Origin of the sequence: Dyadobacter subterraneus (assembly GCF_015221875.1) — a bacterium.
Classification (GTDB): Bacteria; Bacteroidota; Bacteroidia; order Cytophagales; family Spirosomataceae; genus Dyadobacter; species Dyadobacter subterraneus.
The window spans coordinates 4,749,125-4,772,617 of record NZ_JACYGY010000001.1; the positions used below are offsets into that span (position 1 = coordinate 4,749,125).

General features: G+C 38.4%; 23 protein-coding genes. 4 read left to right on the forward strand and 19 right to left on the reverse strand.

Going from position 1 to position 23,493, the window contains the following annotated elements:
• Window positions 1–190: 190 nt before the first annotated feature.
• From IEE83_RS19815 to IEE83_RS19865, 11 genes are all read right to left on the reverse strand, one after another.
• The gene (locus tag IEE83_RS19815; RefSeq protein WP_194122241.1) at window positions 191–1,120 is read right to left on the reverse strand and encodes a phosphatase PAP2 family protein; all 930 of its coding nucleotides are present in this window, start codon (window positions 1,118–1,120) and stop codon (window positions 191–193) included.
• The gene (locus IEE83_RS19820) at window positions 1,113–1,748 is read right to left on the reverse strand and encodes a sterol desaturase family protein (protein WP_194122242.1); all 636 of its coding nucleotides are present in this window, start codon (window positions 1,746–1,748) and stop codon (window positions 1,113–1,115) included. Before IEE83_RS19820 ends, IEE83_RS19815 begins: the two co-directional genes overlap by 8 nt.
• Before the next feature lie 9 nt (window positions 1,749–1,757).
• Window positions 1,758–2,327: a DUF4833 domain-containing protein gene (locus tag IEE83_RS19825; protein WP_194122243.1), complete on the reverse strand. Its 570-nt coding sequence runs from the start codon at window positions 2,325–2,327 to the stop codon at window positions 1,758–1,760.
• Entirely contained in the window at window positions 2,305–3,036 is a 732-nt protein-coding gene (locus tag IEE83_RS19830) for a CDP-alcohol phosphatidyltransferase family protein (RefSeq protein ID WP_194122244.1), read from the reverse strand. Before IEE83_RS19830 ends, IEE83_RS19825 begins: the two co-directional genes overlap by 23 nt.
• Before the next feature lie 16 nt (window positions 3,037–3,052).
• Window positions 3,053–5,611, reverse strand: a complete 2,559-nt coding sequence (locus tag IEE83_RS19835; protein WP_194122245.1) for a DUF5686 and carboxypeptidase-like regulatory domain-containing protein — start codon at window positions 5,609–5,611, stop codon at window positions 3,053–3,055.
• Between the two features lie 74 nt (window positions 5,612–5,685).
• Complete coding sequence (locus tag IEE83_RS19840; RefSeq protein WP_194122246.1) at window positions 5,686–6,057, reverse strand: GtrA family protein; 372 nt, start codon at window positions 6,055–6,057, stop codon at window positions 5,686–5,688.
• A gap of 4 nt (window positions 6,058–6,061) precedes the next feature.
• Window positions 6,062–6,520, reverse strand: coding sequence for a phosphatidylglycerophosphatase A family protein (locus IEE83_RS19845; protein WP_194122247.1), 459 nt, complete (start codon window positions 6,518–6,520; stop codon window positions 6,062–6,064).
• Window positions 6,521–6,716: 196 nt separating this feature from the next.
• The gene (locus tag IEE83_RS19850; RefSeq protein ID WP_194122248.1) at window positions 6,717–7,709 is read right to left on the reverse strand and encodes an NAD-dependent epimerase/dehydratase family protein; all 993 of its coding nucleotides are present in this window, start codon (window positions 7,707–7,709) and stop codon (window positions 6,717–6,719) included.
• Window positions 7,706–8,833, reverse strand: a complete 1,128-nt coding sequence (locus IEE83_RS19855) for a GNAT family N-acetyltransferase (RefSeq protein ID WP_194122249.1) — start codon at window positions 8,831–8,833, stop codon at window positions 7,706–7,708. Before IEE83_RS19855 ends, IEE83_RS19850 begins: the two co-directional genes overlap by 4 nt.
• Window positions 8,830–10,038: a serine palmitoyltransferase gene (spt, locus tag IEE83_RS19860; protein ID WP_194122250.1), complete on the reverse strand. Its 1,209-nt coding sequence runs from the start codon at window positions 10,036–10,038 to the stop codon at window positions 8,830–8,832. Before spt ends, IEE83_RS19855 begins: the two co-directional genes overlap by 4 nt.
• Before the next feature lie 756 nt (window positions 10,039–10,794).
• On the reverse strand, window positions 10,795–11,394 hold the full coding sequence (locus IEE83_RS19865; RefSeq protein WP_194122251.1) for a TetR/AcrR family transcriptional regulator: 600 nt from the start codon (window positions 11,392–11,394) through the stop codon (window positions 10,795–10,797).
• A 435-nt stretch (window positions 11,395–11,829) separates the two neighbouring features.
• Between IEE83_RS19865 and IEE83_RS19870 the strand changes: the two genes are divergently transcribed.
• The 3 genes from IEE83_RS19870 to IEE83_RS19880 all read left to right on the forward strand — a co-directional run bounded on the left by IEE83_RS19870 (window position 11,830) and on the right by IEE83_RS19880 (window position 14,011).
• The gene (locus IEE83_RS19870) at window positions 11,830–12,018 is read left to right on the forward strand and encodes a hypothetical protein (protein ID WP_194122252.1); all 189 of its coding nucleotides are present in this window, start codon (window positions 11,830–11,832) and stop codon (window positions 12,016–12,018) included.
• 517 nt (window positions 12,019–12,535) lie between these two features.
• A complete protein-coding gene (locus IEE83_RS19875) occupies window positions 12,536–12,982 on the forward strand; it encodes a response regulator (RefSeq protein ID WP_194122253.1) in 447 nt (148 codons plus the stop codon).
• A 213-nt stretch (window positions 12,983–13,195) separates the two neighbouring features.
• Window positions 13,196–14,011 carry a DNA-3-methyladenine glycosylase family protein gene (locus IEE83_RS19880; RefSeq protein WP_228101891.1) on the forward strand — a complete coding sequence of 272 codons (816 nt, stop codon included), beginning with the start codon at window positions 13,196–13,198 and terminating at the stop codon, window positions 14,009–14,011.
• A 5-nt stretch (window positions 14,012–14,016) separates the two neighbouring features.
• Here the strand turns inward: IEE83_RS19880 and IEE83_RS19885 are convergent, their stop codons facing one another.
• Window positions 14,017–14,292, reverse strand: a complete 276-nt coding sequence (locus tag IEE83_RS19885; RefSeq protein WP_194122255.1) for an Ada metal-binding domain-containing protein — start codon at window positions 14,290–14,292, stop codon at window positions 14,017–14,019.
• Window positions 14,293–14,501: 209 nt separating this feature from the next.
• Between IEE83_RS19885 and IEE83_RS19890 the strand changes: the two genes are divergently transcribed.
• Window positions 14,502–15,023 carry a DinB family protein gene (locus IEE83_RS19890; protein ID WP_194122256.1) on the forward strand — a complete coding sequence of 174 codons (522 nt, stop codon included), beginning with the start codon at window positions 14,502–14,504 and terminating at the stop codon, window positions 15,021–15,023.
• Between the two features lie 106 nt (window positions 15,024–15,129).
• Here IEE83_RS19890 and IEE83_RS33615 read toward each other — a convergent pair whose 3' ends face one another.
• The 7 genes from IEE83_RS33615 to IEE83_RS19920 form a co-directional block, all read right to left on the reverse strand.
• The gene (locus IEE83_RS33615) at window positions 15,130–15,588 is read right to left on the reverse strand and encodes a DUF3800 domain-containing protein (RefSeq protein WP_369009354.1); all 459 of its coding nucleotides are present in this window, start codon (window positions 15,586–15,588) and stop codon (window positions 15,130–15,132) included.
• A gap of 12 nt (window positions 15,589–15,600) precedes the next feature.
• Window positions 15,601–15,822: a DUF3800 domain-containing protein gene (locus tag IEE83_RS33025; protein ID WP_228101892.1), complete on the reverse strand. Its 222-nt coding sequence runs from the start codon at window positions 15,820–15,822 to the stop codon at window positions 15,601–15,603.
• Window positions 15,823–15,963: 141 nt separating this feature from the next.
• Window positions 15,964–16,968, reverse strand: coding sequence for a PAS domain S-box protein (locus IEE83_RS19900; protein ID WP_194122257.1), 1,005 nt, complete (start codon window positions 16,966–16,968; stop codon window positions 15,964–15,966).
• The gene (locus tag IEE83_RS19905; protein WP_194122258.1) at window positions 16,968–17,405 is read right to left on the reverse strand and encodes a response regulator; all 438 of its coding nucleotides are present in this window, start codon (window positions 17,403–17,405) and stop codon (window positions 16,968–16,970) included. The genes IEE83_RS19900 and IEE83_RS19905 overlap by 1 nt, the downstream gene beginning before the upstream one ends.
• Complete coding sequence (locus IEE83_RS19910; RefSeq protein ID WP_194122259.1) at window positions 17,402–21,925, reverse strand: PAS domain-containing protein; 4,524 nt, start codon at window positions 21,923–21,925, stop codon at window positions 17,402–17,404. The genes IEE83_RS19905 and IEE83_RS19910 overlap by 4 nt, the downstream gene beginning before the upstream one ends.
• A gap of 72 nt (window positions 21,926–21,997) precedes the next feature.
• On the reverse strand, window positions 21,998–23,068 hold the full coding sequence (arsB, locus tag IEE83_RS19915; RefSeq protein ID WP_194122260.1) for an ACR3 family arsenite efflux transporter: 1,071 nt from the start codon (window positions 23,066–23,068) through the stop codon (window positions 21,998–22,000).
• 9 nt (window positions 23,069–23,077) lie between these two features.
• A complete protein-coding gene (locus IEE83_RS19920; protein ID WP_194122261.1) occupies window positions 23,078–23,491 on the reverse strand; it encodes an arsenate reductase ArsC in 414 nt (137 codons plus the stop codon).
• Window positions 23,492–23,493: the final 2 nt, after the last annotated feature.

Consider the following 23,493-nt stretch of genomic DNA (forward strand, 5'->3'; position numbering starts at 1 on the left):
ATTTTCAGAAAAAGGCAATCATTATTGAAACGGAAATTTTCCCGTTTTCTTGTTATTTAATGACAACAGAAATGCCGCCAAGGTTGGAATCTTCTTTCTTATTGACATTAAAACAGACACGGTTTATAAATGAAAAAGTTGGAAACATCTTTAAACCCAAGATGTTTCCAACTTTAACCATATCATCATTTTAATTTTGTTTATCTAATCTTTTAGCGGCAATCAGATTCACGATAATGATACCTGTAATTGCGCAGGTAACACCCGCGATCACATCAAGTACATAATGGTGACTGGTGTAAACGGCTGCAAACCAGATTCCCGGCATCGTAATTCCAATGACCGTGGCCAATCCGGCGTTTATTTTACTTTTTACCGCATAATATAAAGCGATAAGCGGATAAGAGGAATGCAGCGAAGGCATTGCCGCAAACACATTCGAGCTCTTCTCATAAATCGATTTAAAAACTCCCACATTGAAAAAAGCATCAAAACGGGAAAGTCCTGCCGTATTACCTCTTGTGTTTGCCATAAATTCAAAACCGTACTGCTGACTGTACCAGGGCGGCGCGGCCGGATAAAGGTAATAAATCACAAAACCAATCAAATTGACCAGTAAAAAGGTAAAGGCGAAATTGAAAAACTGAGTTCTATTTTTATAAAAAAGATATCCCGCCAAAGATAAAGGAAGCGGAATCCAGGTCAGATAAAACAAGCCCGACATGACATCCAGAAACGAATGCTGGTGCAAAATCCAGTACTCATTCGGAGTGATAATTGATGCTCCGCTCGTTATACCAAAGATTGATTTTTCAAGATCGTAAAGACTTTTTATATGTACCGTGTTGTAATTATAATTCGGGAATGCCTTCATATAATCAAACAAAACCCAGTACACGATAAAGATAGAAAATGCGGTTATGAATTTGCGTGTTGCTTCCGAGAAAAAGTAAAAACCATTTGTAAGGACCAAAAGAACAATCTGATCACTCCGGAATCCAACCAGATAAGCAGACAAAACCAGATACACCACCGATATCAGCAACATGGTGATGATCGGTTTTATGCCGTAAAAATCGGTTTTAGGGATGCTTACCGCACTTTCTAAATTGTCAATCATTTTTATTTTTTAAAAAATCGGAGCTGAAAACTTTGTCCCACAGCGGCGAACTTACTCCATATCCTTTGGATGCATCGTCGTAATGGTGCAGCATATGATGTTTTTTCAGTCTTTTCCAGAATTTATTTTTAAAGTTAGCATGATGTAGTGCATAATGCGTCATATCATAAATTAAATATCCGGTCATAAAAGCTGAAAAGAATGCTGCCAAAGGACCTGTTCTCAAAAAAAGCGAAAACAGATAATAAAAAGCCGTAGCCAATGGAATACTTACCGAAGGCGGCATTACCAAACGATGCGCGTCACTCGGATAATCATGGTGAACGCCGTGGAAAATGAAATGGATTCGTTCCAGCGTTTTGTTACCTTTTTTTGGTTCAAGATGAAAAATGAACCTGTGCAAAACGTATTCTGTAAGCGACCAGATAAATAATCCTAAAAGATAATAACCGGAAAATTCAAGCGGAGAAAGTTCTTCCTGCCAGATCGCCTTCCAGCCAAAATAAAGAATTACAGGAATGAAAATGAAAAGAGGCACAGAAAAGTGCACTTTTGAAACCGATTCGAGGATATCGCTTTTGAACATCCGAACCGATTCTCTAGAGTTGGATACATAGTTCTTGGCCATGACGAAACATCAGGAAAATTTACTAATTCTTTCTACTACTGTCTTACCAGTTGCGGGATCCGTTCCCGTAACTTCGATATACTTGACATTTGGGACCCAGAAAGTTCCGCCATCGATCCTTACAAAAATCTTTGTCAAAACGCACTGCTTCTGGTTTATTGCCATGAATACCTGGTACTTATTATTGGTACCTTTTTTAAGATATAGTGGTGTTTTCGAATATGCTACTGATTTTAACTGAAAATAATCCTTGCCTGCTTTTTTTACAACAATTCCATAAGCGAATTTTTTCTGTAAATAATTGAGTTCTTTACGTCCTCCGCCTTCGGGATATCTGATCCAAAACGGGTGAACCGGGTTTTCTTCATCCAGCTGGCCCTGATCATTTACATTAAGTTCGTAGCAAATCGTGTTTGTATTCGGGTCTCTTTGAATATAAAAAAGGAGGTTGGGTAATTTTGGTACAGGAAAAGTATCGACTGCCGCTACTGCCGGATTTTCCTTCATTTTTTTGTCTGCGAACGCGTTGCTGCCTGTTGCAAGAAATGCAATCAGACTAGCGATTAATAGAAATCTCATCGGAATCTTTTTTATCCAATATTTTTTTTACACTTAACAAACGGTTTACCGCGGTAATATTGGTCAAAACAGCCATGACGGTGATCGGAATTGTAAAAATTGACATCGTTTCAAAAACATGAAAAGGTATGCCGGGAATAAACAATTTATAATCACCACCAATGTAATTTGACGCTACACCACAGGAAATTGCTGCAATACCGACCAAAACCACACGCTCCGGCCGCTGCATTAATCCTTCTTTACATTCAACACGAAGACCTTCCGCTCTGGCGCGCGTATAACTTACCATGACCGAACCGATCAGCGCAATAAATGCAAAGAGTGAACTGAAAAAATAATGATGTCCAACCAGATAATAACAAATCCCAAGAAACATCACCATTTCACTGTATCTGTCCAAAACAGAATCGTAGAAAGCTCCAAAAGTTGAACTCATATTGCCAAGCCTTGCAACCTGCCCGTCGAGCATATCAAATATTCCGGCAAAAAGTACCAGAAATCCCGCCCAGCCAACATATGTCAAATCCCCTCGGTTACCTTCTTCAACACCTATAATAAAAATGACGGCTACTCCAATATTTAATACCAAACCAATGGTAGTCACCATGTTAGGTGTTAATCCGGCTTTGATAAGAAACCTAACAAACGGATTGATTACCTTATAAATGCCTTGCTGTAAAGCAACGCGCAACTCGTCTTTGTTCATTTTAAACTCTTTTAAACTAGAAATCCAACTTTACTCTCGCTCTGACACCCCACTCTGCAACATTAGGATTGTCAAGATAGTTGAACCGTTTAACCAAATCAACTCGTAATAACTTAAAAATGTTCGCGATCCCGACACTTCCTTCCATGTAAGGCTCTTTATTAAGCGAGTAAGTTGCCGAGCTGCCATCCGGATTTGTCAAAAACTTATACAAATTCGGATTATAAGCCGGGTTATTCTCATTTCTCAAACCACCATACAATCCTCTGAACGCAACCACTTCTCTAAGTTTTAATCTTTTCAGCAACGGAATTTTGTTAAAAAGAAATCCATTCAAATAGTATTCCACGTTCATACTCGCATAATGGTCACTGACAAATTCCAGGAAGTTCATCAAGTTATAAGAACTCAGCTGATATGCGTAACTCTGGTTGGCGCGGTGGATTGTCAATAAAGGAAAAGGAATATTTTTTCCGATAATATATCCGCCTTCTGCCGTCACGTCAGCATAACCAAACTGGGAAAGGAAAAATCTTTTCGCAATATTCCCTGTGAAGTTCTGATAGTTCGTTTCTCCCTGTAATAGTCCTTTAATCCCTTTGCTGTATCGCATCGTGAAAATCGGATATTTGTTCGGAATTGGCGTCCGGTATAATTTCCCTTGATAATATTGTTCGTGCGGAGCATATCTCAATTCCAGACTCACTTCTGCATTGGAAAGGGAATTAATATTGATCAGACCATCACTTCCTGCATCATAACGCTGGTAAACCAAAGCACCGGCAGGCGCCTGTTTCCATTGTGTAAATCCAAATTTATAAGACAATCTGCTTGGAAATTCCCGAACGTATTCGAATTTATAGATATCATTGTAAAGCCATTTATCATTTTTTCCTCTCTTGAACGACAAAAGGAAATTGTCTTCCTGCACAAACTGCAATTCCTGTCCGGGAATTTTGGTATCGTGCTGATAGCTGAATCTGAAATAATGCAGAGGGAAATGGTAGATAGATTTATTATTCAGCGAATAAGTACCGCTGGCAAAATATTTCCACTTCTGATCCTTAAAACCGTAAGCGGCATAAGTTTCAAAATACACCCGTTTGCTGAAAATCGGAGTTGTTCTTCCACCAAAACGTAGTCTTAAACCCTCTACCGGATTAAAACTGTAAAACGTATTTACAGGACCAATTTCTACCGGACCAAGTGCTTTATAACCCGCCAGTAAAAGCGTTCCGATATCCATGGTACGCCGGAAAGACTTGATTGTCTGCAACGTATCAACATTTTTGTAAATCTCAACTTCTCGGTGTTCCAAAGGAATGTGACGTGAGTTAACCCAAAAATCCGGACTTTTCTTTTCGTCTTCCTTGTACATTATTTCCTCTGCCGGGCCTCTGTAAATGCTGTCATTCTGCGGTTTATTGATTTCGTAATCTTTAAACGTCACCGTTCTTTGACCATAAATCCCGCCTCCCTTATCTCCAAAAGCGAATTCCATTCCCAGCGTACTTTTGCTAAGGTGGTATCTTCCGTCAGAACTTTTATCGAATTCCAGCTTCGCTTCAAGGTCACGCATGAAGTTCAGGTTGATATCTTTATTAACAGTCAGATAAGCATGCTGAACGCCATAATGCCCATCCAGCGTAATGTACAGTTTTCCCTGGAACAGAAGATCCGTTTTATTTCTTGGGATAAAACTCAATTCGACAAGCCATGGCTGCTGCGTTTTTACAGTATCTGTAATAAAAAACTTGTAAAACGTCGGCGCAGAACCTGCAATCGGACTAAGCAGAAGATTGGTTACAACGGAAATGTTATTATTGTAGATATTTATATCTTCATAAAGTCTGTTGAAATAAGTGCTTAATCCATCATTATCAATGAAGCGTGAATCATATTCTGCACGCTGGTCTGCCAGCACGCGCTGCTTCTTTTTGTAAGGATCTTTCCGGAAATAAATCTGTGAAAGTCTTTCTCTCAGATAGGCCGGAAGCATGTTTTTACCACCAATCGTGCTTGAATCCTGCTCTGTGAAAAGAAACTGGTAATTTCTGAAAATCCGCTTTTCCCGGAATTTGTCGGACAAATTACTTAGTGCCAGAGATATTTTCTCGTACTGCTCGTACTGGACAAAATCGTTGGCGTCCATCTGATTTTCCTTTTTATGGTCAATCACTTTCTGGATCAATTCCACCGCCGGATTATTCCGATTTCTGTACCTGGCTTTTCCTTTGATAACTACCTCCGTGAGCATGGAAGCATTTACGCTAAGTTTCACGTTGATCACCTGATCAATACCTGGTGTGATCGTTTTCACCTGCGTATTATAACCAATATAACCAAACTGGATTTTAGTGTAATTCCCCTCCACCTTAATTGAATAACGGCCCTCATCATCAGCGAGCGTCCCAAGCGTGGTTCCGGGTATCTGCACATTGGCATAAGGTAAAGTTTCCTTCGAAGCAGAGTCCGTAAGCACTCCTCTGATGATTGTAGTTTGCGCCCGGACATGGTCTGAGCCAAACAGAATCAGAAAGAATAATATACCTGCTATTTTAAATTTTACTGACATTTTAATTTTTTTTTAGCTTCTCCTGCGCTTTTATTTTAATCAGGCAGGGAATACTCATTTATGTTCTGTGACGATCATCTGAAAACCACTTTTTTCTGAAACATGTAATTGTAACCAAAGCCAACAATAAGTGCCACAATGGCTTTGGAGATAACATAATTCAAATTTGTCTTTTCGAGCAACAAATACATTCCTCCTGCATTTAAAACCAGATTTCCGACCCAAACAACAAAATATTTCAGCGCTTGTCCACCAATTTTATCTTCCGCTGCCTCGAACACCCAGTACCTGTTAATCGTAAAATTAGCAACCCCTCCAAAAAACGTTCCTGCTATACTTGAAGTAAACGGTTCCACACCAAAAAAGTTCACCAGAACGATTGCAGTCGAAAAGTCGAGAAATGTAGCAATCAAAGAAGAGGCTTGCGCCTTGATAAACGTTAACATTATTTTACAAAAGATTAAATCTGAAGGCTATTTGTAGAAGGATGTTTGCACAAATACCGGCAAGCACATCATCAAGCATCACGCCATACCCACCGGGCAGTTTTTCCGCTTTTCTGATGTAGAGAGGTTTTACAATATCGAAAAACCTGAACAGTATAAGTCCTGTTATAATATAAGCACCTGTTGAAGGCAAAAATAATAAGCTGATGCACATTCCAGCGACCTCATCGATCACTACTTTTTTATCATCTTTTCCCCAAAAAGGCTCAACTGCATCCGAAGAAATCGTCCCAATTATCGTAATAAAGAGTGTTATTCCAAAACCAAACCAGATTGATGGTGTAAAATGAACCTGCCAAAAATACCAGCAAATACAAGTAAATACAGCTGCGACTGTTCCGCCACCTTTCCCGACATATCCTATCCCCAGGGATGTTGCAATTATTTTATGCAACTGACTCATTATTCTCAGGTTATTTCAATTCTACAAGGTCCTGCTTCCAAAAACACGGACAAGCGAACCAACTATTTTGTCCCTGACATTTCAAATTATTTTACTATCATCAGACTTCGGTCAGCTAAGCCGGATGTCCGGTTAATAATCCCGGTGGCCTGATATGTTGATCTTGATACATCATGTTCTTCAATTTAGAGGTGATTTAAAGCCACTTTCCTTTTGTATACCACTGCATAGATTCTGCCAAACCTGTTTTCAGATTATAAGCCGGACGATAATGCAGATCCTTTTTTGCTGCTTCGATGCTGCAAGCCCAATTTGGTGCTGTAAGCTCGTTCAACTTTTCTTTATTCAGAACCGGCGATTTTTCAGAATTCATATAAGCCAGTTCCAATACATTTGCCGCTATTTTTACAATACCTTCGGGAATATGTACACGTATTGTTTTCTTGCTCAGTAAATCCTTAAAGGTATCAGCAAGCTCATAACGCCCATAAACGTTTCCGTCAGATATATTGTAAGTCCGTTCTGCCTTATTTTCAGCTTGCATTGAAAGCATAATCGCATTCACCAGATCCTGAACATAAACAAAACTGAAACGTTGAGGTTTTTTACCAATGTACAGATCCAGTCCATCCTGCAACATTTTGAAAACGATATATAAATCCTTTTCGCCAGGACCATAAACAGCCGTCGGCCTTAAAACAGCAAGCGGCAAAGTGCTGTCTGATAAATATTCCTCTGCCAAAAGCTTACTTTTTCCGTATGCCGTTACCGGATTTGGCTTTCTGTTTTCTGTAAAAAGTTTAACGTCATGATAATCAGAAGGACCAATAGCGGCCAGGCTGCTGACGAATACAAACTTTTCAAGTGGAATATCTGCCTTCTCTGTTGCCTGAGCCAGATTTCTGGTATATTCAGCGTTTACTAAATTATATTCTTCTAAATTTTTAGCTTTGGTAGCCCCGGCAGCATGAATAATATATGCATATTGCCCTTCTTCCAAACTCCTCTTCAATGATTCCTCTGAACCAAAATCCAGTGTCACAAAATTAGGTGCCAGAGCATTCAAATGTGATAACCTGCTTGATGAACGTACTGCGGCATCTACCTCAAATCCGGCTTTTTGTGCAGCTTTTATGAGGTGATAACCTATAAATCCACTTGCTCCGGTTATCAATATCCTTTTACTCATATTTCTTTTTCAAGCAATCTGTAACGCTTGTAAAGTTCTCCGTTCATCTGATCCAGTGCCCGGTTCATCATGTGATTATCTTCCAGCATCCACGAGCACTCCCCACCTTTTATTTTTGTTCCCTTTGAATTTTTGATGATTCCTCCATACAAACAGGCTTCAATACCCAGTTTTCGGTATCCATCGATAACACCCAGCGTTAAAATACGCAGCATGTCAATATTCTTTTTGAGGAAAAGAAGCTTAAATATCCCTGTCGGTAGTAATCTTCCTTTTTTGATCTTTATCAGAATCTGATTGATATCCGGAATCGCAAGCACAAAACCGACAATCTTGTTATCCTTTTCTGCAAGCAAGCAGTAATCAGGATTCAGAATCATTTTTAAATCCTTGGCCAGATACTCAAATTCATGTTCAGTCATCGGCACAAAGCCAAGATTTTCTTCCCACGCTGAGTTATATATCTCTCTTATTTTAACAACCTCATTCTTAAAATCCTTGATATTTACCTTTCTGATCACGATACCGTTTCTTTCCAGTAATCTTTTCTGAAGTAAATCAAGCATTCTTATCGATTTGTCATTTACAGTTGCGTGCATCACTTTGTAAGCCAGCAAATCTGTTTTTTTTGTAAATCCGATATTTTCCAGAAGCGTCAGATAATAAGGCGCATTATAAGGCATCATTGCAACCGGAGGCAAATCAAAACCATCAACCAAAAGTCCGCAGACATCATTGGTCGTCGGACTTGCAGGTCCCTGGATTTTGTTAAGTCCCTTCTCTTTAAGCCATTCCGTTGCTTTTTCAAAAAGCAGGTTCGCAGTTTCCTGATCATTTATGCAATCAAAAAAACCGAAAAAACCGTCTTTTGCTCCTACAAACTCGTTATGATTCACATTATGTATTGCAGCAATTCTACCCGTTATTTTACCACTTTCGTCAAACGCCAAAAAACATTGCGCGGAAGAATGTTCATAAAAAGGATGTTTACCGGGGGAAAGCAAATCTTTTTGCCCAATAAATATTTCCGGAACGTAGTTTACATCATCCTTATACAAGTCATGCGGAAAATCAACAAAACGGTCCAGCTCCTTATTAGAGGTAACGGGTAAAACTCGGGTCATACACTTTCAGAAATAATAGGGTCGGAATATATTTGTTTGTAGGCTTTGGTCATTTTATCAACCGCTTCTTCAATCTGATCGAAAGTATGTGTTGCCATCAAAGAAAAACGAATCAGTGATTCAGTAGTATGTACCGCTGGCGATACAACCGGATTCACAAATACACCGTCTTCCTGCAAAATTTTTGTGATATGGAAAGTTTTTTCGTTGTCTCTGATATAAATCGGAAGAATCGGACTTTCCGTTTTCCCTAAATCAAAGCCACTTTCAAGCAGCAATTTTTTAGCATAATGAGTATTTGCCCAAAGTCTTTCGATGTGCTCAGGCTCATTTTCAATGATTTCGAGAGCAGCCAAAACGCTTGCAACAGAAGATGGTGTCATACTGGCACTGAACATCAAAGCACGTGCACGGTGCTTCAGATATTCGATCGTTTCTTCATCCGCAGCGATAAACCCACCAAGTGAAGCAAAAGATTTACTAAAAGTACCCATGATAAGATCCACCTTATCCGTAAGACCAAAATGTGAAGCAGTTCCAGAGCCATTAACGCCGATAACACCCAGACTATGAGCATCATCCACCATGATATTCGCACCAAACTCTTCTGCAATAGCCGCCATTTCAGGAAGCTTCACGATATCACCTTCCATACTGAAAATACCATCAGTGGCAATAAGCTTGATAGCGTCTTCAGGAAGATTTTTAAGTTTGTTTCTCAAATCATCCATATTATTATGGCTGTATTTAACCACTTTCGAAAACGATAAGCGGCTTCCATCAATAATAGAAGCATGATTTGCATCATCCAGGATCAGGTAATCATTTCTTCCGGTAATGCTTGAAAGTGCACCCAAATTAGCCTGAAAACCGGTACTGAAAAGTACAGAAGCTTCTTTTCCGGTGTAGATTGCAAGTTTTTTCTCTAACTCTTCATGGATATCTAATGTACCATTCAGGAAACGTGAGCCTGCGCACCCGGTTCCGTATTTGGTAGTTGCCTCACGTGCCGCTTCCACTACCTTAGGATGATTTGTCAAGCCGAGATATGAATTTGAACCAAACATCAGCACTTTTTTGCCATGAATGATTACCTCAGTATCCTGACCTGATTCAATTGGCCTAAAATAAGGGTAAAGACCCCTTTCCTTAATTACCTTCGAATCTCTGAATTCAGAAACCCGGGCATGTAGTTTATTCCCCATAAATATTTAGTGTCAGAAACATGCACCTACTTCCTGATTTCCAGTTAGTTCCAGTGGGTTATGCATTTTTTTCGTCATTAAAAAAGTAATTTAAGCATATTACGGCAATGTTAAAGCATTGTTTCGCCTGCATTACCTAACATGTTAACTTCAATAAAGGTTTTTACTTGAATTAATTTATTTAAAATAATTTATAACAAAAACAGTTTTTTTCAGTTGGTGCAGGAATTAAAACCTGTTCTTATGAAAACTTTTCTCAAAAACCTGTTTTGGCACCAAGTGTACCATTATTCCTTTTAAAGTTACCAGACAAGTGATATTTCAATGTTTTCGATGTATATCTCTCGTTTTTTGAAAATTTAAAAACCGATTTTATTATATTTTTACAAAGATATAAAAATTGTATTTTTAATACTTTCTTTCCGAAAAAACAGACCCATTTTTGTGTTAAATAGAATTATTATTTTCACAACCGGATAGACCTTGGCAAAGAAAATATTTTTCTGGTACTTCTCCACTCCTTCTTTTTCAATATCTGTTTATTTTAATCTTTATTTAATTTTTTGTTATTTTTTTGTGAAGACACAATTAAATAAAGCAACAGATAAATCTACTTATTCTAAAACAATGTCAGACGTCCCGGCTTTCTTCAAACACTTAATTTTCTGACAGTTATTTGACTGGTTACGGTCAAAGAATTCTCACTTTTGAAACTAAGGACTAATAACGTATCCTGGTCGATGCATAAACCCAATATTATTTTTTTAGTCCATTCATTACTAATTGCATAAGCAGGTTCAAATAGTCGTGCATCTCATCCAGTTTGTCATACATGATAAGATCAAACTCAATGCTTCGCTGCGCACTTGTCAGCACGAAGGCAAGTCTGTTGAGTTCTGTATCAGACAAAATTCTGAATTCACCACTGATCATTCCGTATTCCAGGATACTTTTCAGGATTACAATCTCCTTTTCGTCATATTTTTTACGCCAGTGACAATCTCCACCCGTTGCAAACATTGCTTCTCTGGTTTCTGATACCAGCACGGTGTAGAGATTTGCCATTTTCTTCATCATTTCAAAACGTTTCAGATAAAATGTCTTGAATTTCTCCCAGGCTGTTGGTGATTTGGCAATCTCGCCTTGAAGTATCAGAAAAAAGTCATCCTTTTCTCTGCTGATAATGGCTTGAAAAATTTCTTCTTTACTTTTAAAATAATAATAAAGCGTGCTTTTCCCTTTCCCCGCATCCTTGGCAATATCTTCCATGGTTGTTTTATTCAACCCATACCTGAGAAAAAGTTTGTTAGCCCCTTCCAGAATTTTTGCCTTAATTATTTCATCTTTATTTAACATTGTCTATCAATTATTTTTCGACTAAAATCGAATAATGGTCCAAAATTAATCCTTGCTCTTTGTACAACAACATTTTATTTCAAATAATTTTAATAATCAGAATAAAATACTATACCATCTTAATTAATTTAAATACAGATGCGTAGATTGTTGATGTCACTGACTTATTTAGTAAATCTTTCCGCACGCTATCTGCAAAACGACTTCTGACGGCCTGGTTAAACTGAAGTAACTGATCAAAAGGCCTAACTGAAAAAATATTAAGGATAATACATGTTTTTTCTATGTAAAAAGAATGAACTTTCACATGTATTTATTTAACGGTTAGGGCTTTAAATTTAATTGAAATAAAATTGGCCCGTTATTTCAATTCCTCAGTATGCTGTATATACTTAGAATTCAATAATTATTTTCACACATATTTAACCTAGCATCATGCAAACCGATTCAGAATCATTAACGGAAATCAGCCGGCTACTCGACATGTACATCAACGAGATTCAGTCGTCCGAATTGAAGCCATTAGCGGCAAACATTTATCTTACACATGCCAAAAACTTCGTCCGCTGGATCGAAGGAGAATTTGTTCCAGGAGGCAGACTGGAAAAAAACAAAGTCAGATAACAGACAATCTTTTGCAATGTCTGATTGTAGAAGGCTAATCGGGTTCAATTCCGCACTACATCACACACTATCCCTTCTTCCTTAAGCTTCCAGTACACTACTCCTTTCCGGACAATCTCACCACGGGAGAAAGCAACTTTCTAAGATGGTAATCCTACTTCGATTTACATCTAATCACATTTAATACACATAATTATTAAAGATGAACTGTTCCCTACGGTTTAGGTTCTGTTTGCATAACTGACCAGCAATGTTTAAAAACTACTGGCGATAATATGTATAGCATAAAATAAAAATAATAGGATTACGGATCTGCACTTTTTGAAAATCAAAAGGCATCAGCAGTAATATTCACAAGAATAAACGATGCATGCTAATAGGCTTTTTGCACCAAGGAAAACTGGCCAAAGCTAATTTGAAGAAAAAGTATAAGAATTTTGCAATAATCGGGCCAAATTATTTACTATGTATTTTTTGGCACGATAATTGCATAACTTGCTATTCTAAACTTTGCTCAATGACTTCATTTTTGATAATAGATAATTATCCGACCCTACGTACTGGAATTGCCAATTTGTTAAAAAATCACTTCAGGGACCTTGAAATTAGTGAGTTATCATCTGCGGATGATATTCTGCAAAGAGAGAATAATAATAAAACCGACCTGATAATTTTAGGAATTAATGATAATGCTAAAAAGAAAGATCTGAGCCTTTATAATAAGGTCAAACTGCTTTATCCTGCCACACCAATAATTATATACGACGAAATAATTTATGATTTCAAAACCCTGCCCTATCTCGAATTTGGAATCGAAGGTTACTTATTAAAACAAAATGACCCATCCGAACTCATACGGGCAGTTGAACTTGTGCTAAGTGGAAAACGGTATGTTTGTAATGCAGTGTTACAAAACTTGTTTAATCAGTTTTTACTGAGAAGCTCATTTGGTGAGAGAAAATAAGTGCCGTACAATTAATATATCCTGCACAACATACTGCATATAGCAAGAACCAGATTGGTTGCCAGATTAGACTCCGCTATTTTTACTTTCTTACCGCAATCATTAAACTATACGGAGCCTATAATGAGCGCAAAAACTATTTCAATACCCATAAATTCAACTTTCAGTTTCGGAGAATGTTTATGGTTCCTTCATCGCAATTATGATGATTGCATGCATTCAATAGCTGATACTAAAATAATGAAGGCGGTCCTTATTAACGAAAAGCCGTTTTTATTACAAATATATCAGAAGGCGGATTCACTGGAAGTCGAAATTTTATCGGGAGTTTGTAATACTGAAGACAGTTTGGCTATCAAAAATTATGTAATTGACTGGCTTGATATCAACCGGGATTTAAGGCCATTTTATATACTTCTCAACCAGCATCGTCAACTATCTTATATGGTTGAGGAATTTAAGGGTTTAAGAATGATTGGAATTCCGGATCTTTTCGAAGCCTTATGCTGGAGTATCACAGGTCAGCAAATCAATCTGACTTTTGCCTATAAACTAAAAAGGAGGCTTGTTGAAAAATACGGCAGCAAAATTGAGTTTGAGAATCAAATATTTCACCTTTTCCCTTCATTCAAAATACTAGCACACGCCGATCCGGCGGATTTGAAAGCAATGCAGTTTTCAGGCAAAAAATCAGAATACATCATCGGTATCGCCAAACTTTTTGATGAAGGAAAACTCAGCAAGGAAATGTTAATGTCTCTCCCAGACATGGAGGCCAGGCAAAAAATGTTGATGTCGGTTAAAGGAATTGGTATTTGGACGGCTAATTATGCGCTTATGAAAAGTTTAAAAGAGCAGTCAAGTATTCCGTACGGGGACGCGGGTTTAGTGCAGGCTTTATTCCTGCACAATATCATCACGGACAAGAAAGACCATTTACAGATTCTCGATTTTTTTAAGGGAATGAGCGGGTGGGAAAGTTATATTGTTTTCTATTTATGGAGAAGTCTCGCAAAAAAATTACCTTAGAAGAATTAATAGTCTTCCCTCTCCTGACTTGATTTCCAAAGTTTATATTTTTCAGGCAAACAATGGGCGCATGGCCGGTAACCTTCTGAAATAGCCTCCTTCTCATCTTTAAAGAAAACTCTGTTTTCTATTTTCATTCTTTTCCCCGAACGGCAATTTAATGTGCCGTAGATTCCGGCCTTTTTATATCCGCCAAGTGTAATACCTCCATTTTTGATTAATCTTCCAAGATTTCTGCGAATTTCCATCTCACTGGTTCCCAGGCTCGCATGCAGTATCATAATGTTAAAGTTTGTTCATCTCTTGTCTTGTCAAAACTATACTTTTGCTGTTGTAGCCAAAACCTGATTCTTGCGTTTTTTTTGGAGAATTCATTTATCCCTTGTCATCAAAATATTTTTTTATTGATTAAAAACTTGTTGACATAGGGCTGTCACTGGCTGATATTTTCTTTGTGATGGAAATATTAACAACATAACCTTTCAGCAAAATGGAAAATAACACAAGTGAATTAAAAGAACTTCTTCCATCAGAAGTTTTCATTACACAGGACGCCTTGTTGGAACACTGGCAGGGACATCGCCGGATTACCCGCCGAGTAATTGAAGCTTTTCCCGACGATCAGTTTTATACGTTCTCTATTGGAGGCATGCGCACTTTTGCCGAGTTGGTAATGGAAATCATGGTTCTTTCCGGACCGGGAATTAATGGGATTTTTTCAGGCGAATGGACCTACGGAGATCCTCCGCTTAATTTTGCATCACAACCACCGGCTACCAAACAGGAAGTTCTTATGCTTTGGGATAAAATTACAGAAGAAATTAACACACTTTGGCCAAAAATTCCTGTTTCTCGTTTCCATGAACTGGATGCCGCTTTTGGCCAGTATGACGGTCCGGTTTACTTTACTACTTTATATATCATCGACAACGAAATTCATCACCGTGCACAAGGATACGTTTATCTGAGAGCACTTGGCATTGAACCGCCTGCTTTTTGGGATCGGAGCTAGAAAAAATTTGATAAGTTACAATAAGCCGGGTTACAGTGTTTATTGTAACTTATTAAAAAAAACCAAAGCTTAGATTGAATAGAACGCCTTGGAAAATTACACTTATTCACAGTTTTTCACAAAGACCATGTTTAATTCCCCCAACCTGATCAAATCGATTTTCAATAATAGAAAAGAATTGGGTGTCTCCGTGCTCGTATTTTCTAAAAATGGAATAAGCAACTAAATCTGCTAATTGAATTAATCTTGAAGCTTTTGAATCAAGAAACAATGGAACTTCTGATAAGTTTCTTAAAACTCCCCATGAGTGCCCGATTGTACGAAAATTGGTGGCCAACCCTTGAATAGTTGTTTCATAAGTCGATTTATCAAAAATTATAATTCCTCTCTGAGTATTATTTTGATTATAAAGCCTTGCAAGATAATGATCGAATCGGCTGGCAATTTGTTCAAAGGCAAGTTCAACAGGATCCCGGGGAGAAACTTTTTCTTTATTAATTATACAAGCAAATATCCGGTTTGAAACATGTGAATTCGCCAGGACCCTTAAAGAATCCTTTATTATCTCATATCGATATTAACGTTCATAATGTCTCCAGAATTTCTTACCACCGTATATGGGACTACCGTGCAGTTCGGTTGAAGCAGTATCATCAGGATTTACCCTTGATACAATTTTGTCTAATTCATTAGCAATTGCAAAACCTTGTCTTTCAAAAAGAGAAATACCTGCTAATACAAAATGTTTTTGATTAGGGTCAGGTGCACTACCGGATTCATCGCAGTATAGTAAGTGCATAAAAAAAGCAGTCAAGGAGAAGCAATGTTCTACACGGTCTAATACGTCAGACCTCCCAACTGCGTCACAAATTTAATAGATTTTATACATTAATGATATTGTGCCTGAAAATTTAGATTAATTTTTAATCAGGATAGTTCTTCAAATATGCTGGGTCTTATTTGCGATATCCCTGATAATCCCGTCAAGCTCATTGGCCGAAATAAGAATGTGATCAAGCAATTCGTTTTGCTCGTTTTCAGAATGCTGATAATTTTTGATCAAATCAACAATTCCCATTAACCTTGCCACTGGCGCCCTTACCACGTGTGATTGAAGCCATGCTATTTCCTGCAATTTTTGATTTTGGCTTTCAATGGCTTCAATGTAACGCAGTCTTTCAGTGATGTCATTTATCAAAACTACCCTGGCTCTCCTTCCATCAATATAAATGCCGTTACTTTGAATTTCAGCCTGGATTATTTCTCCATTTTTCTTTCTGTGCCTCGATATTCCATTGTAATGAAACGTTGACGACTGGCGTCTGGTCAGATACAGCGCTTCTTCTAGTTTAGGAAGCTCTTCAACCGGCCTTATGTCACGTATTGTCATACCCCGAAATTCTTCAAGACTATAACCATAGTGCCTGATCGCGGCATCGTTAACGTTCAAAAATTTCAAAGTTTCAAGATCGTAAACCCACATGGGCTGCGGACTCAGCTGGAAAAGATCACTGTATCTTTTTTCGGATTCTTCCAGTTCAGCCGATTTTTTCTTGCGTTCAATACTATAAAGTATGCTTTTATATAGATTGGAAGCAGATAATTCGTCTTTGAGTAAATAATCAGAAACGCCAAGTGACAGCGATTTTACACTAAAAGAAATATCCGGGTAACCTGTTAATACAATGATTGGAATTCCGGCGCTCAGGGCGACAATTTCCATAATCAGGTTTTCACCGCTTTTATCTGGCAGTGATAGATCCAGCAAAATGACATTTACAGCTAATCCTTTTTCTACAAGTAGGGCCTGGCCTTCCTTAAATGTTTTAGCCTGAAAAATCTCAGGAGAAACCATCTGCTCGTCAAGAAAATCTTCAATCAAAGCAAAATCTCCGGGGTTGTCTTCAATGACCAGGATTTTGTATAGATTTTTATCCTTTTCCATCAATTTTTGTTTACAGATGGAAGGGTTACAATACTGATCCAGAAATTTTCGATCTGCGTTACCACATTTAAAAAGCTATCCAGTTCAACGGGTTTTGTGATATAGCAATTTGCATGGTTTTTGTAAGAAAGGTTGATATCTTTTTCGGACGATGACGTTGTAAGCATAATGACAGGGATATGCTTTATATCATCACTTTTCTTAATATACTGAAGTACCTCATGACCATTCTTTTTTGGAAGGTTTACATCCAGCAGTACCAGATCCGGCTGTTCCGCCAGTGCGTGTCTGCCTTTCTGGTTCAAAAAATCAATTGCCTCTTCTCCGTCTCTGACAACACTGATCGTGTTTGAAATCCTGCCTTCCTGTAAAGCTTCTGTCGTGAGCAAAATATCTCCCTCATTATCTTCAACTAATAGTATATGTATACTTTTCATAACGTTGTTGGTTGCTGTTTTGCAATGCTAAAATAAAAAGTGCTTTCTTTTCCTTCCACTGATTTTAACCAGATTTTCCCACCCAGGTTTTCCACAATTTTTTTCGTAATCGCCAGCCCCATGCCAGTCCCCGAATATTCGTCTTTATTATGCAGTCTTTGAAAGATAATAAAAATCTTATCGAAATACTGCTCATCGATCCCGATTCCATTATCTTGGACGGCAAATTCCCAGTGTGACCCGGTCTCTTTTGAAGAAATATCTATCTCCGGAATTCTATTATCAGGTTGATATTTCAATCCGTTGCTGATCAGATTCTGGAAAATCTGTCTTAACGGTGTTTTAAATGTAACAAGGGCAGGCAAATCCGAAAATCTGATTACGGCTTGTTTTTCTTCGATATTTTTCCTGTACAGTAGAATTATTTCTTCTAACAATTCATTCAAATCAACTTCTTCAAGTTTCTCTTCCGACTTTCCAACTCTCGAAAAATCAAGCAGATCCAAAATAATCTGTCGCATTCTTTTTGCACCGTCGACAGCGAAAAAAATGTATCTTTTTGCCTTTTCATCCAATGCGTTACTATATTTTTTTTCAAGAAGTGTAAGAAAGCTGGTTACCATCCGTAAGGGTTCCTGCAAATCGTGCGAGGCAACATAGGCGAATTGTTCAAGTTCGGCATTGGAAATCGCCAGGACTTTTAGATTACTTTCCAGTTCCTGATGAAGCTCTTTCAACTTTTCTTCCGCAAATTTTCGTTCCGTAATATTTTTGAAGTAAACGGTTAAACCAGCCTTGGCCGGAAAAGCGCTCACTTCAAACCATCGGTCCAAAGGCGTAAAATGTTCTTCAAAGCGAACTGGTGTATTTTCTTTTAATGCTTTGTTGTACTGATAATAAAATCTCGATGAAATGGATTTGTTATAAATATCCCAGAAGTTATGATTTACGATTTCTTCACGTTTGATGTTTAGCAAGTTCTCGGCTTCTTTATTCCAGTACGTTACAATCCAGTCTTCATTCACGGCAAAAAAACCATCCTGAATACTTTCAAGCGTTTTATTTTTTTCTTCAAAAGCATCAAACAGCGCCTTATCTGCCTCCTGCCCTTCAATTACTTTGGCCAGGTTCACTGCTATGGTTTTCAGGAAAGAAATTTCATCCTCATCCCATAATCTTTCCAGCCGGCAATCATCAAAACCCACATATCCATGGAATTTGTTTTTCACAAAAACCGGTACAATCATTAAGGACTTAACATCCTGTTCAATGAGATCAATTTTCAAATCTGACTCCGGCAACTGGCTTACGATAGCGGTAAATGGCTTGTTGTCATTGAGCAAATTTATAAAACTTGCCAATTTTTCGTGCGGCACATTTTGTAGCAGGGGATTATCAACCTGTGAATCAAATGTGCCGGCATTCCATTCAAATTTCTGACTAGCAAATTTCTGTCCGGAAATACCATCCGTGTAATTCTCAAAATAATAAACTCTGTCGACAATAATGGCCAATCCGACAATCCCGAATGATTTATCCAATGCTTCCGACCAGTCACTATATTGTAAAAGACTGTTGTTGACCTCAGCAATGGCAGCCAAAAATTTCGATTTACGTAGAAGTTTTATCTGAGTTTGTTTTCGTTCGGTTATATCTTGCAGTACGCCGATCATCCTTACAGGTTCAGCATTAGAGTTTCTGACAATGAAACCTCTTTCCTGCGCAAAGGCATAGGTTCCGGCAAGTGTCCGGTAGCGATATTCGGATGCCCAGTTTTGCTGCGTTTTATCAGCAAGCGCTTTGTTAAGATTATGAGTTACCGCTTCAATATCATCAGGATGAACATTTGATGACCATTTTTCAACGGGATACCTTTCATCAGTCACCTCATAACCGAACAAACGGCGATATCCGTCTCCCCAGGCAATGTGATCTGTTGTCAAATCCCAGTCGTAAATTGCGTCATTTGTGGCCCGGTTTACCAATTCATAACGCTCATTACTGTTTTTCAGCGCATCTTCCATTTTTTTCCGGTCGGTTACATCCAGCCCCGTACATTGTATTTCGGATGGTCTGCCGTTGGAATCAATTAAACATACAAAATCCCACAACGTCGAAATAATGCCATTGCCATTTGGAATTTTATCTATTTCGATCTGATAAACTTTTCCCGGTTTTTCTTTACATAACTCGCAAACTTCCAAAAGCCGGGCGTGATGTTCTGGTATAGTGATTTCGAGACAATCATGTCCAATGAGATTTTGATCCGGAAAAAACCATCCAAAATCCTGCTTGTATTTTTTGTTATAATAAGTGTAACGACCAGCCAGATCAAGCCTTACTACATAATTTGTCTGAGCGTCCACCAGGCTTCTCAACCTGGATTCACTGGCAAGTAATTCTTCCTGCACTTTCCTGCTCTCGGTAATGTCGAGGCAGGCACCAATCATTTTTAAAGGTTTCCCTTTTTCGTCCGTTTTTAATCTTCCCCATGATTTGAGGTGCCGGATTTCACCGGAAGGACGAATAATTCTTTCTTCAAAAACAATATCCTTTTTGGTTTGTAATACACTCTGGATTAAATGATAAACCCTCGTTTTGTCATCCGGATGCAACAATTCCTGATATGCTTCAAAAGTAGCCCTAAATCCGGCTCGATTTAAACCGTAAATGTCATAAAGCGTATCCGACCAGCTTACGATATTATTTACAATATCCCACTGCCAGTTGCCAAAATGAGCCAGTTCCTGCCCTTGATTCATTAAAAAGAAAGTCTCTTCCAGCATTTCCGAACTTTGCCGGTTTTCCAGAATAACTTTTAAAATGGCATTTGATTTTTCGATAACTTTCAATTCTTCCTCTACCGGCTCTTTCACCTCGTGATAATAAATTCCCAGGGTGGCGATTACTTTTCCTTCGGCATTTAAAATCGGATGAGACCAACATGCACGCAGACCATACTTTAAAGCCAGATCTTTGTAATCTGCCCAACGCAGATCTTTTGTTACATCACTCACAATAACCGGTTTTTTCAAAAAAGCTGCCGAGCCGCATGAGCCAAAATTATTACCGATTACAAAACCTTGAATCGCTTCAACATATTCAGGAGGTAAGGATGGCGACGCCCAATTATAAAGACGGCCATTTTTTGCCTGAAGGATAGAGCATTTCATATGCGGAAAAATTGCCTCTATTCCTTTGAGATATTCTGTCAGAATATCCTTGATCGCTATTTCCTTATGTGAATTTAGTTCCAGTATCTTTTTTTCGAGCGATTCCAGCTCAGTAAAACGCTTTCCATCTGAAATATCCATCATGATTCCGCGCAGCAATGTTGGTTTACCATCTTCGCGGATTACAGAAACTACATCTTTTATCCAGACCATACTCCCGTCTGCCCGGATCATTCTGTAATCAAATGTATGATTCCGGCCGTCTTTTACCCATCTCCGACAATAGGCAACAGCTTGTACCCGGTCAAATGGATGGATATGATTTGCCCAAAAATCAGGTTCTGCAAGCCATTCCCGGGGAGTATAGCCAAGAATATTGATTACCTGATCTGAAATAAATGAAAATTCAAAAGTTTGCGCATCAGCCTCCCATACAATTCCGTCAACGGTATGTATCAGTGATTCCAGCCGGTTTCTTGAATCAAGAAGTTCTTGCTCGTTAATTTTCCTGTCGTTGATATCCTGGATAGAACCGTAGATCCGGGTACAAATTCCATCATTAAAATCCGCATCCCCGGTTAATCTGATCCAGCGCTCGTTTCCCTTTGCGGTAATAATTTGTAATTCAAGGTCAAATCCCAAACCATTTTCAAGCGCTTTATTAACGGCAGCCTGAAATAAATTTCTGTTTTCCCCCTCTTTGAAAAAATATACCGGTGCGTCTTCATAAGGGATATAATCTTTTGCTACTTCATGTATCTCCCTTACAACATCCGACCAGTTGATCTTCCGGTTTACCAGATCAGCCTCCCAACTTCCAATCCTTGCCAAACGCTGTGTCTCTTCAAGAAATTTTTCATTCCTTGCCAGATTATCAATCACCGCCTTTTCATTTTCTTTTACAGCAAGCATTTCCGTGACATCCGTGACGGATCTGATAATAAATTCTATTTCATTATCATCGCCTAAAACTGGTGTTATAGAAGTTACCAGTTGTTTGATTACAAAATCAGAAGTGCCTTTTACAGGTATCTCATAATCAAAAACCGGCGTTTGCATGGGCAGTTTTTCCCGAATTGATCTTTCCAAAAGATCTTTCCAAAGATGTGCTTTGAAATAAGAATTTCTACTAAGTGCTCCAAAAAAGCCCTTTCCTATAAAATCCTCGCGTGCAATGTTGGTGATATCGAGATAGGCTTGATTTACCTCAATAACCGTAAATTTGGGAGAATCCGGAAGTAACACTACGCCGGGCGCAGGAAAAGCATTAAAAACTTTATTTAAATATTTAGGGTCTACCATGTTGAGCATGCCAGTCTTTTTTAATGGCAGTCCTAAATATAGCATAATGTACGGTTAGTGCGCTATTGTCATATAGAATCCAGTAAAATTATTGTTCGATATATTACTTTTATTTTATCAAACTTCATTTTTATAAAATTTCCTTTGCAGCCATAATATTAAATTGACAAGCCCGATAAGGGCCGGAACTTCGACCAACGGACCAATAACACCTACAAAAGCCTGACCAGAGTTGATCCCAAAAACACCTATGGCAACAGCTATCGCGAGTTCAAAATTATTTCCGGCAGCTGTAAATGTAATGGAGGCATTTTGCGCGTAATCTGCCCCCATAAACTTTGACAAAAAGAAACTTGCAAAAAACATCAGGACGAAATAAATCACCAATGGTACTGTAATGAGTAATACGTCGCCGGGAAGGCTCAGTAATAATTTTCCCTTCAAACTAAACATCAGGACAATTGTCAGCAATAAGGCAGTAAGCGTTACAGGCGAAATGAAAGGAATAAATTTCTTTTCATACCAAACTTTTCCTTTCAAACGTGACAATCCAAAACGGCTTGAAATGCCGGCGATAAATGGAATTCCCATGTATATTGCCACGCTTGTTGAAATTTCTTTTATCGAAATATTGATTGCCATGCCTTTTAAACCAATTAAACCGGGTAGAAAAGTAATGAACAAATAAGTGTAAAAACTGTACAGGAAAATCTGAAAAAGGCTGTTAATCGCAACCAGACCTGCTGCATACTCACTGCTTCCACCTGCCAGTTCGTTCCAGACAAGGACCATAGCAATGCAACGGGCCAATCCGATCAGGATTAATCCGGTCATATATTCGGGATGATTGTGTAAAAAAATAATGGCCAGTACAAACATCAATACAGGACCGACAATCCAGTTTAATACAAGTGAAACGGCCATTACACGGGTATTTTTGAAAACCTCACTGATCTTTTCATACTTTACTTTTGCCAGCGGCGGATACATCATCAGTATCAGTCCAATAGCCAAAGGAATGTTGGTTGTTCCACGGGTAAACGAATTGACAAAATCAGGAAAAGAAGGTACGAAATTACCCAGACCAATTCCTAAAAGCATAGCCAGGAAAATCCATAAAGAAAGATAACGATCCAAAAATCCGAGTTTTTTTCGCCCGGTAACCGGTGTGCATTTATTGACTGACATGAATGAAGTTTAGAGATTTTCCCGGACAAAATTTTCCGAATAGTTTTTAATCATCTCCCTGACTCTACGGAATTCGCTGGTAATTTCTTCCTCTGTTCCGGTTGCTTTTGCAGGGTCCGGAAAATTGTAATGAAACTTTTCAGCACGGGCAGGGAAATAAGGGCACCGTTCTTTTGCGTTGTCACAAACAGTTATTACAATGTCAAAATTGATGTCTTTGTATTCATCCATATGATTGGAAGTGTGGCTGGAAATGTCTATTCCATCTTCCTTCATAATGTTAACCGCTCTTGGATTAACGCCGTGCGTCTCTACCCCTGCGCTATATACGGATGCCTTATTTCCGGCAAATTTTTGCAAATATCCCTCGGCAATCTGGCTTCGACAGCTATTGCCTGTGCACAATACAAGTATCTTTTTCATAT

Bases quoted from the DNA above. Each gene is read 5' to 3' on its own strand.
- IEE83_RS19815 (WP_194122241.1), bottom strand. From the start codon at position 1,120: ATGATTGACAATTTAGAAAGTGCGGTAAGCATCCCTAAAACCGATTTT.
- IEE83_RS19820 (WP_194122242.1), bottom strand. From the start codon at position 1,748: ATGGCCAAGAACTATGTATCCAACTCTAGAGAATCGGTTCGGATGTTC.
- IEE83_RS19825 (WP_194122243.1), bottom strand. From the start codon at position 2,327: ATGAGATTTCTATTAATCGCTAGTCTGATTGCATTTCTTGCAACAGGC.
- IEE83_RS19830 (WP_194122244.1), bottom strand. From the start codon at position 3,036: ATGAACAAAGACGAGTTGCGCGTTGCTTTACAGCAAGGCATTTATAAG.
- IEE83_RS19835 (WP_194122245.1), bottom strand. From the start codon at position 5,611: ATGTCAGTAAAATTTAAAATAGCAGGTATATTATTCTTTCTGATTCTG.
- IEE83_RS19840 (WP_194122246.1), bottom strand. From the start codon at position 6,057: ATGTTAACGTTTATCAAGGCGCAAGCCTCTTCTTTGATTGCTACATTT.
- IEE83_RS19845 (WP_194122247.1), bottom strand. From the start codon at position 6,520: ATGAGTCAGTTGCATAAAATAATTGCAACATCCCTGGGGATAGGATAT.
- IEE83_RS19850 (WP_194122248.1), bottom strand. From the start codon at position 7,709: ATGAGTAAAAGGATATTGATAACCGGAGCAAGTGGATTTATAGGTTAT.
- IEE83_RS19855 (WP_194122249.1), bottom strand. From the start codon at position 8,833: ATGACCCGAGTTTTACCCGTTACCTCTAATAAGGAGCTGGACCGTTTT.
- spt (WP_194122250.1), bottom strand. From the start codon at position 10,038: ATGGGGAATAAACTACATGCCCGGGTTTCTGAATTCAGAGATTCGAAG.
- IEE83_RS19865 (WP_194122251.1), bottom strand. From the start codon at position 11,394: ATGTTAAATAAAGATGAAATAATTAAGGCAAAAATTCTGGAAGGGGCT.
- IEE83_RS19870 (WP_194122252.1), top strand. From the start codon at position 11,830: ATGCAAACCGATTCAGAATCATTAACGGAAATCAGCCGGCTACTCGAC.
- IEE83_RS19875 (WP_194122253.1), top strand. From the start codon at position 12,536: ATGACTTCATTTTTGATAATAGATAATTATCCGACCCTACGTACTGGA.
- IEE83_RS19880 (WP_228101891.1), top strand. From the start codon at position 13,196: ATGCATTCAATAGCTGATACTAAAATAATGAAGGCGGTCCTTATTAAC.
- IEE83_RS19885 (WP_194122255.1), bottom strand. From the start codon at position 14,292: ATGATACTGCATGCGAGCCTGGGAACCAGTGAGATGGAAATTCGCAGA.
- IEE83_RS19890 (WP_194122256.1), top strand. From the start codon at position 14,502: ATGGAAAATAACACAAGTGAATTAAAAGAACTTCTTCCATCAGAAGTT.
- IEE83_RS33025 (WP_228101892.1), bottom strand. From the start codon at position 15,822: ATGCACTTACTATACTGCGATGAATCCGGTAGTGCACCTGACCCTAAT.
- IEE83_RS19900 (WP_194122257.1), bottom strand. From the start codon at position 16,968: ATGGAAAAGGATAAAAATCTATACAAAATCCTGGTCATTGAAGACAAC.
- IEE83_RS19905 (WP_194122258.1), bottom strand. From the start codon at position 17,405: ATGAAAAGTATACATATACTATTAGTTGAAGATAATGAGGGAGATATT.
- IEE83_RS19910 (WP_194122259.1), bottom strand. From the start codon at position 21,925: ATGCTATATTTAGGACTGCCATTAAAAAAGACTGGCATGCTCAACATG.
- arsB (WP_194122260.1), bottom strand. From the start codon at position 23,068: ATGTCAGTCAATAAATGCACACCGGTTACCGGGCGAAAAAAACTCGGA.
- IEE83_RS19920 (WP_194122261.1), bottom strand. From the start codon at position 23,491: ATGAAAAAGATACTTGTATTGTGCACAGGCAATAGCTGTCGAAGCCAG.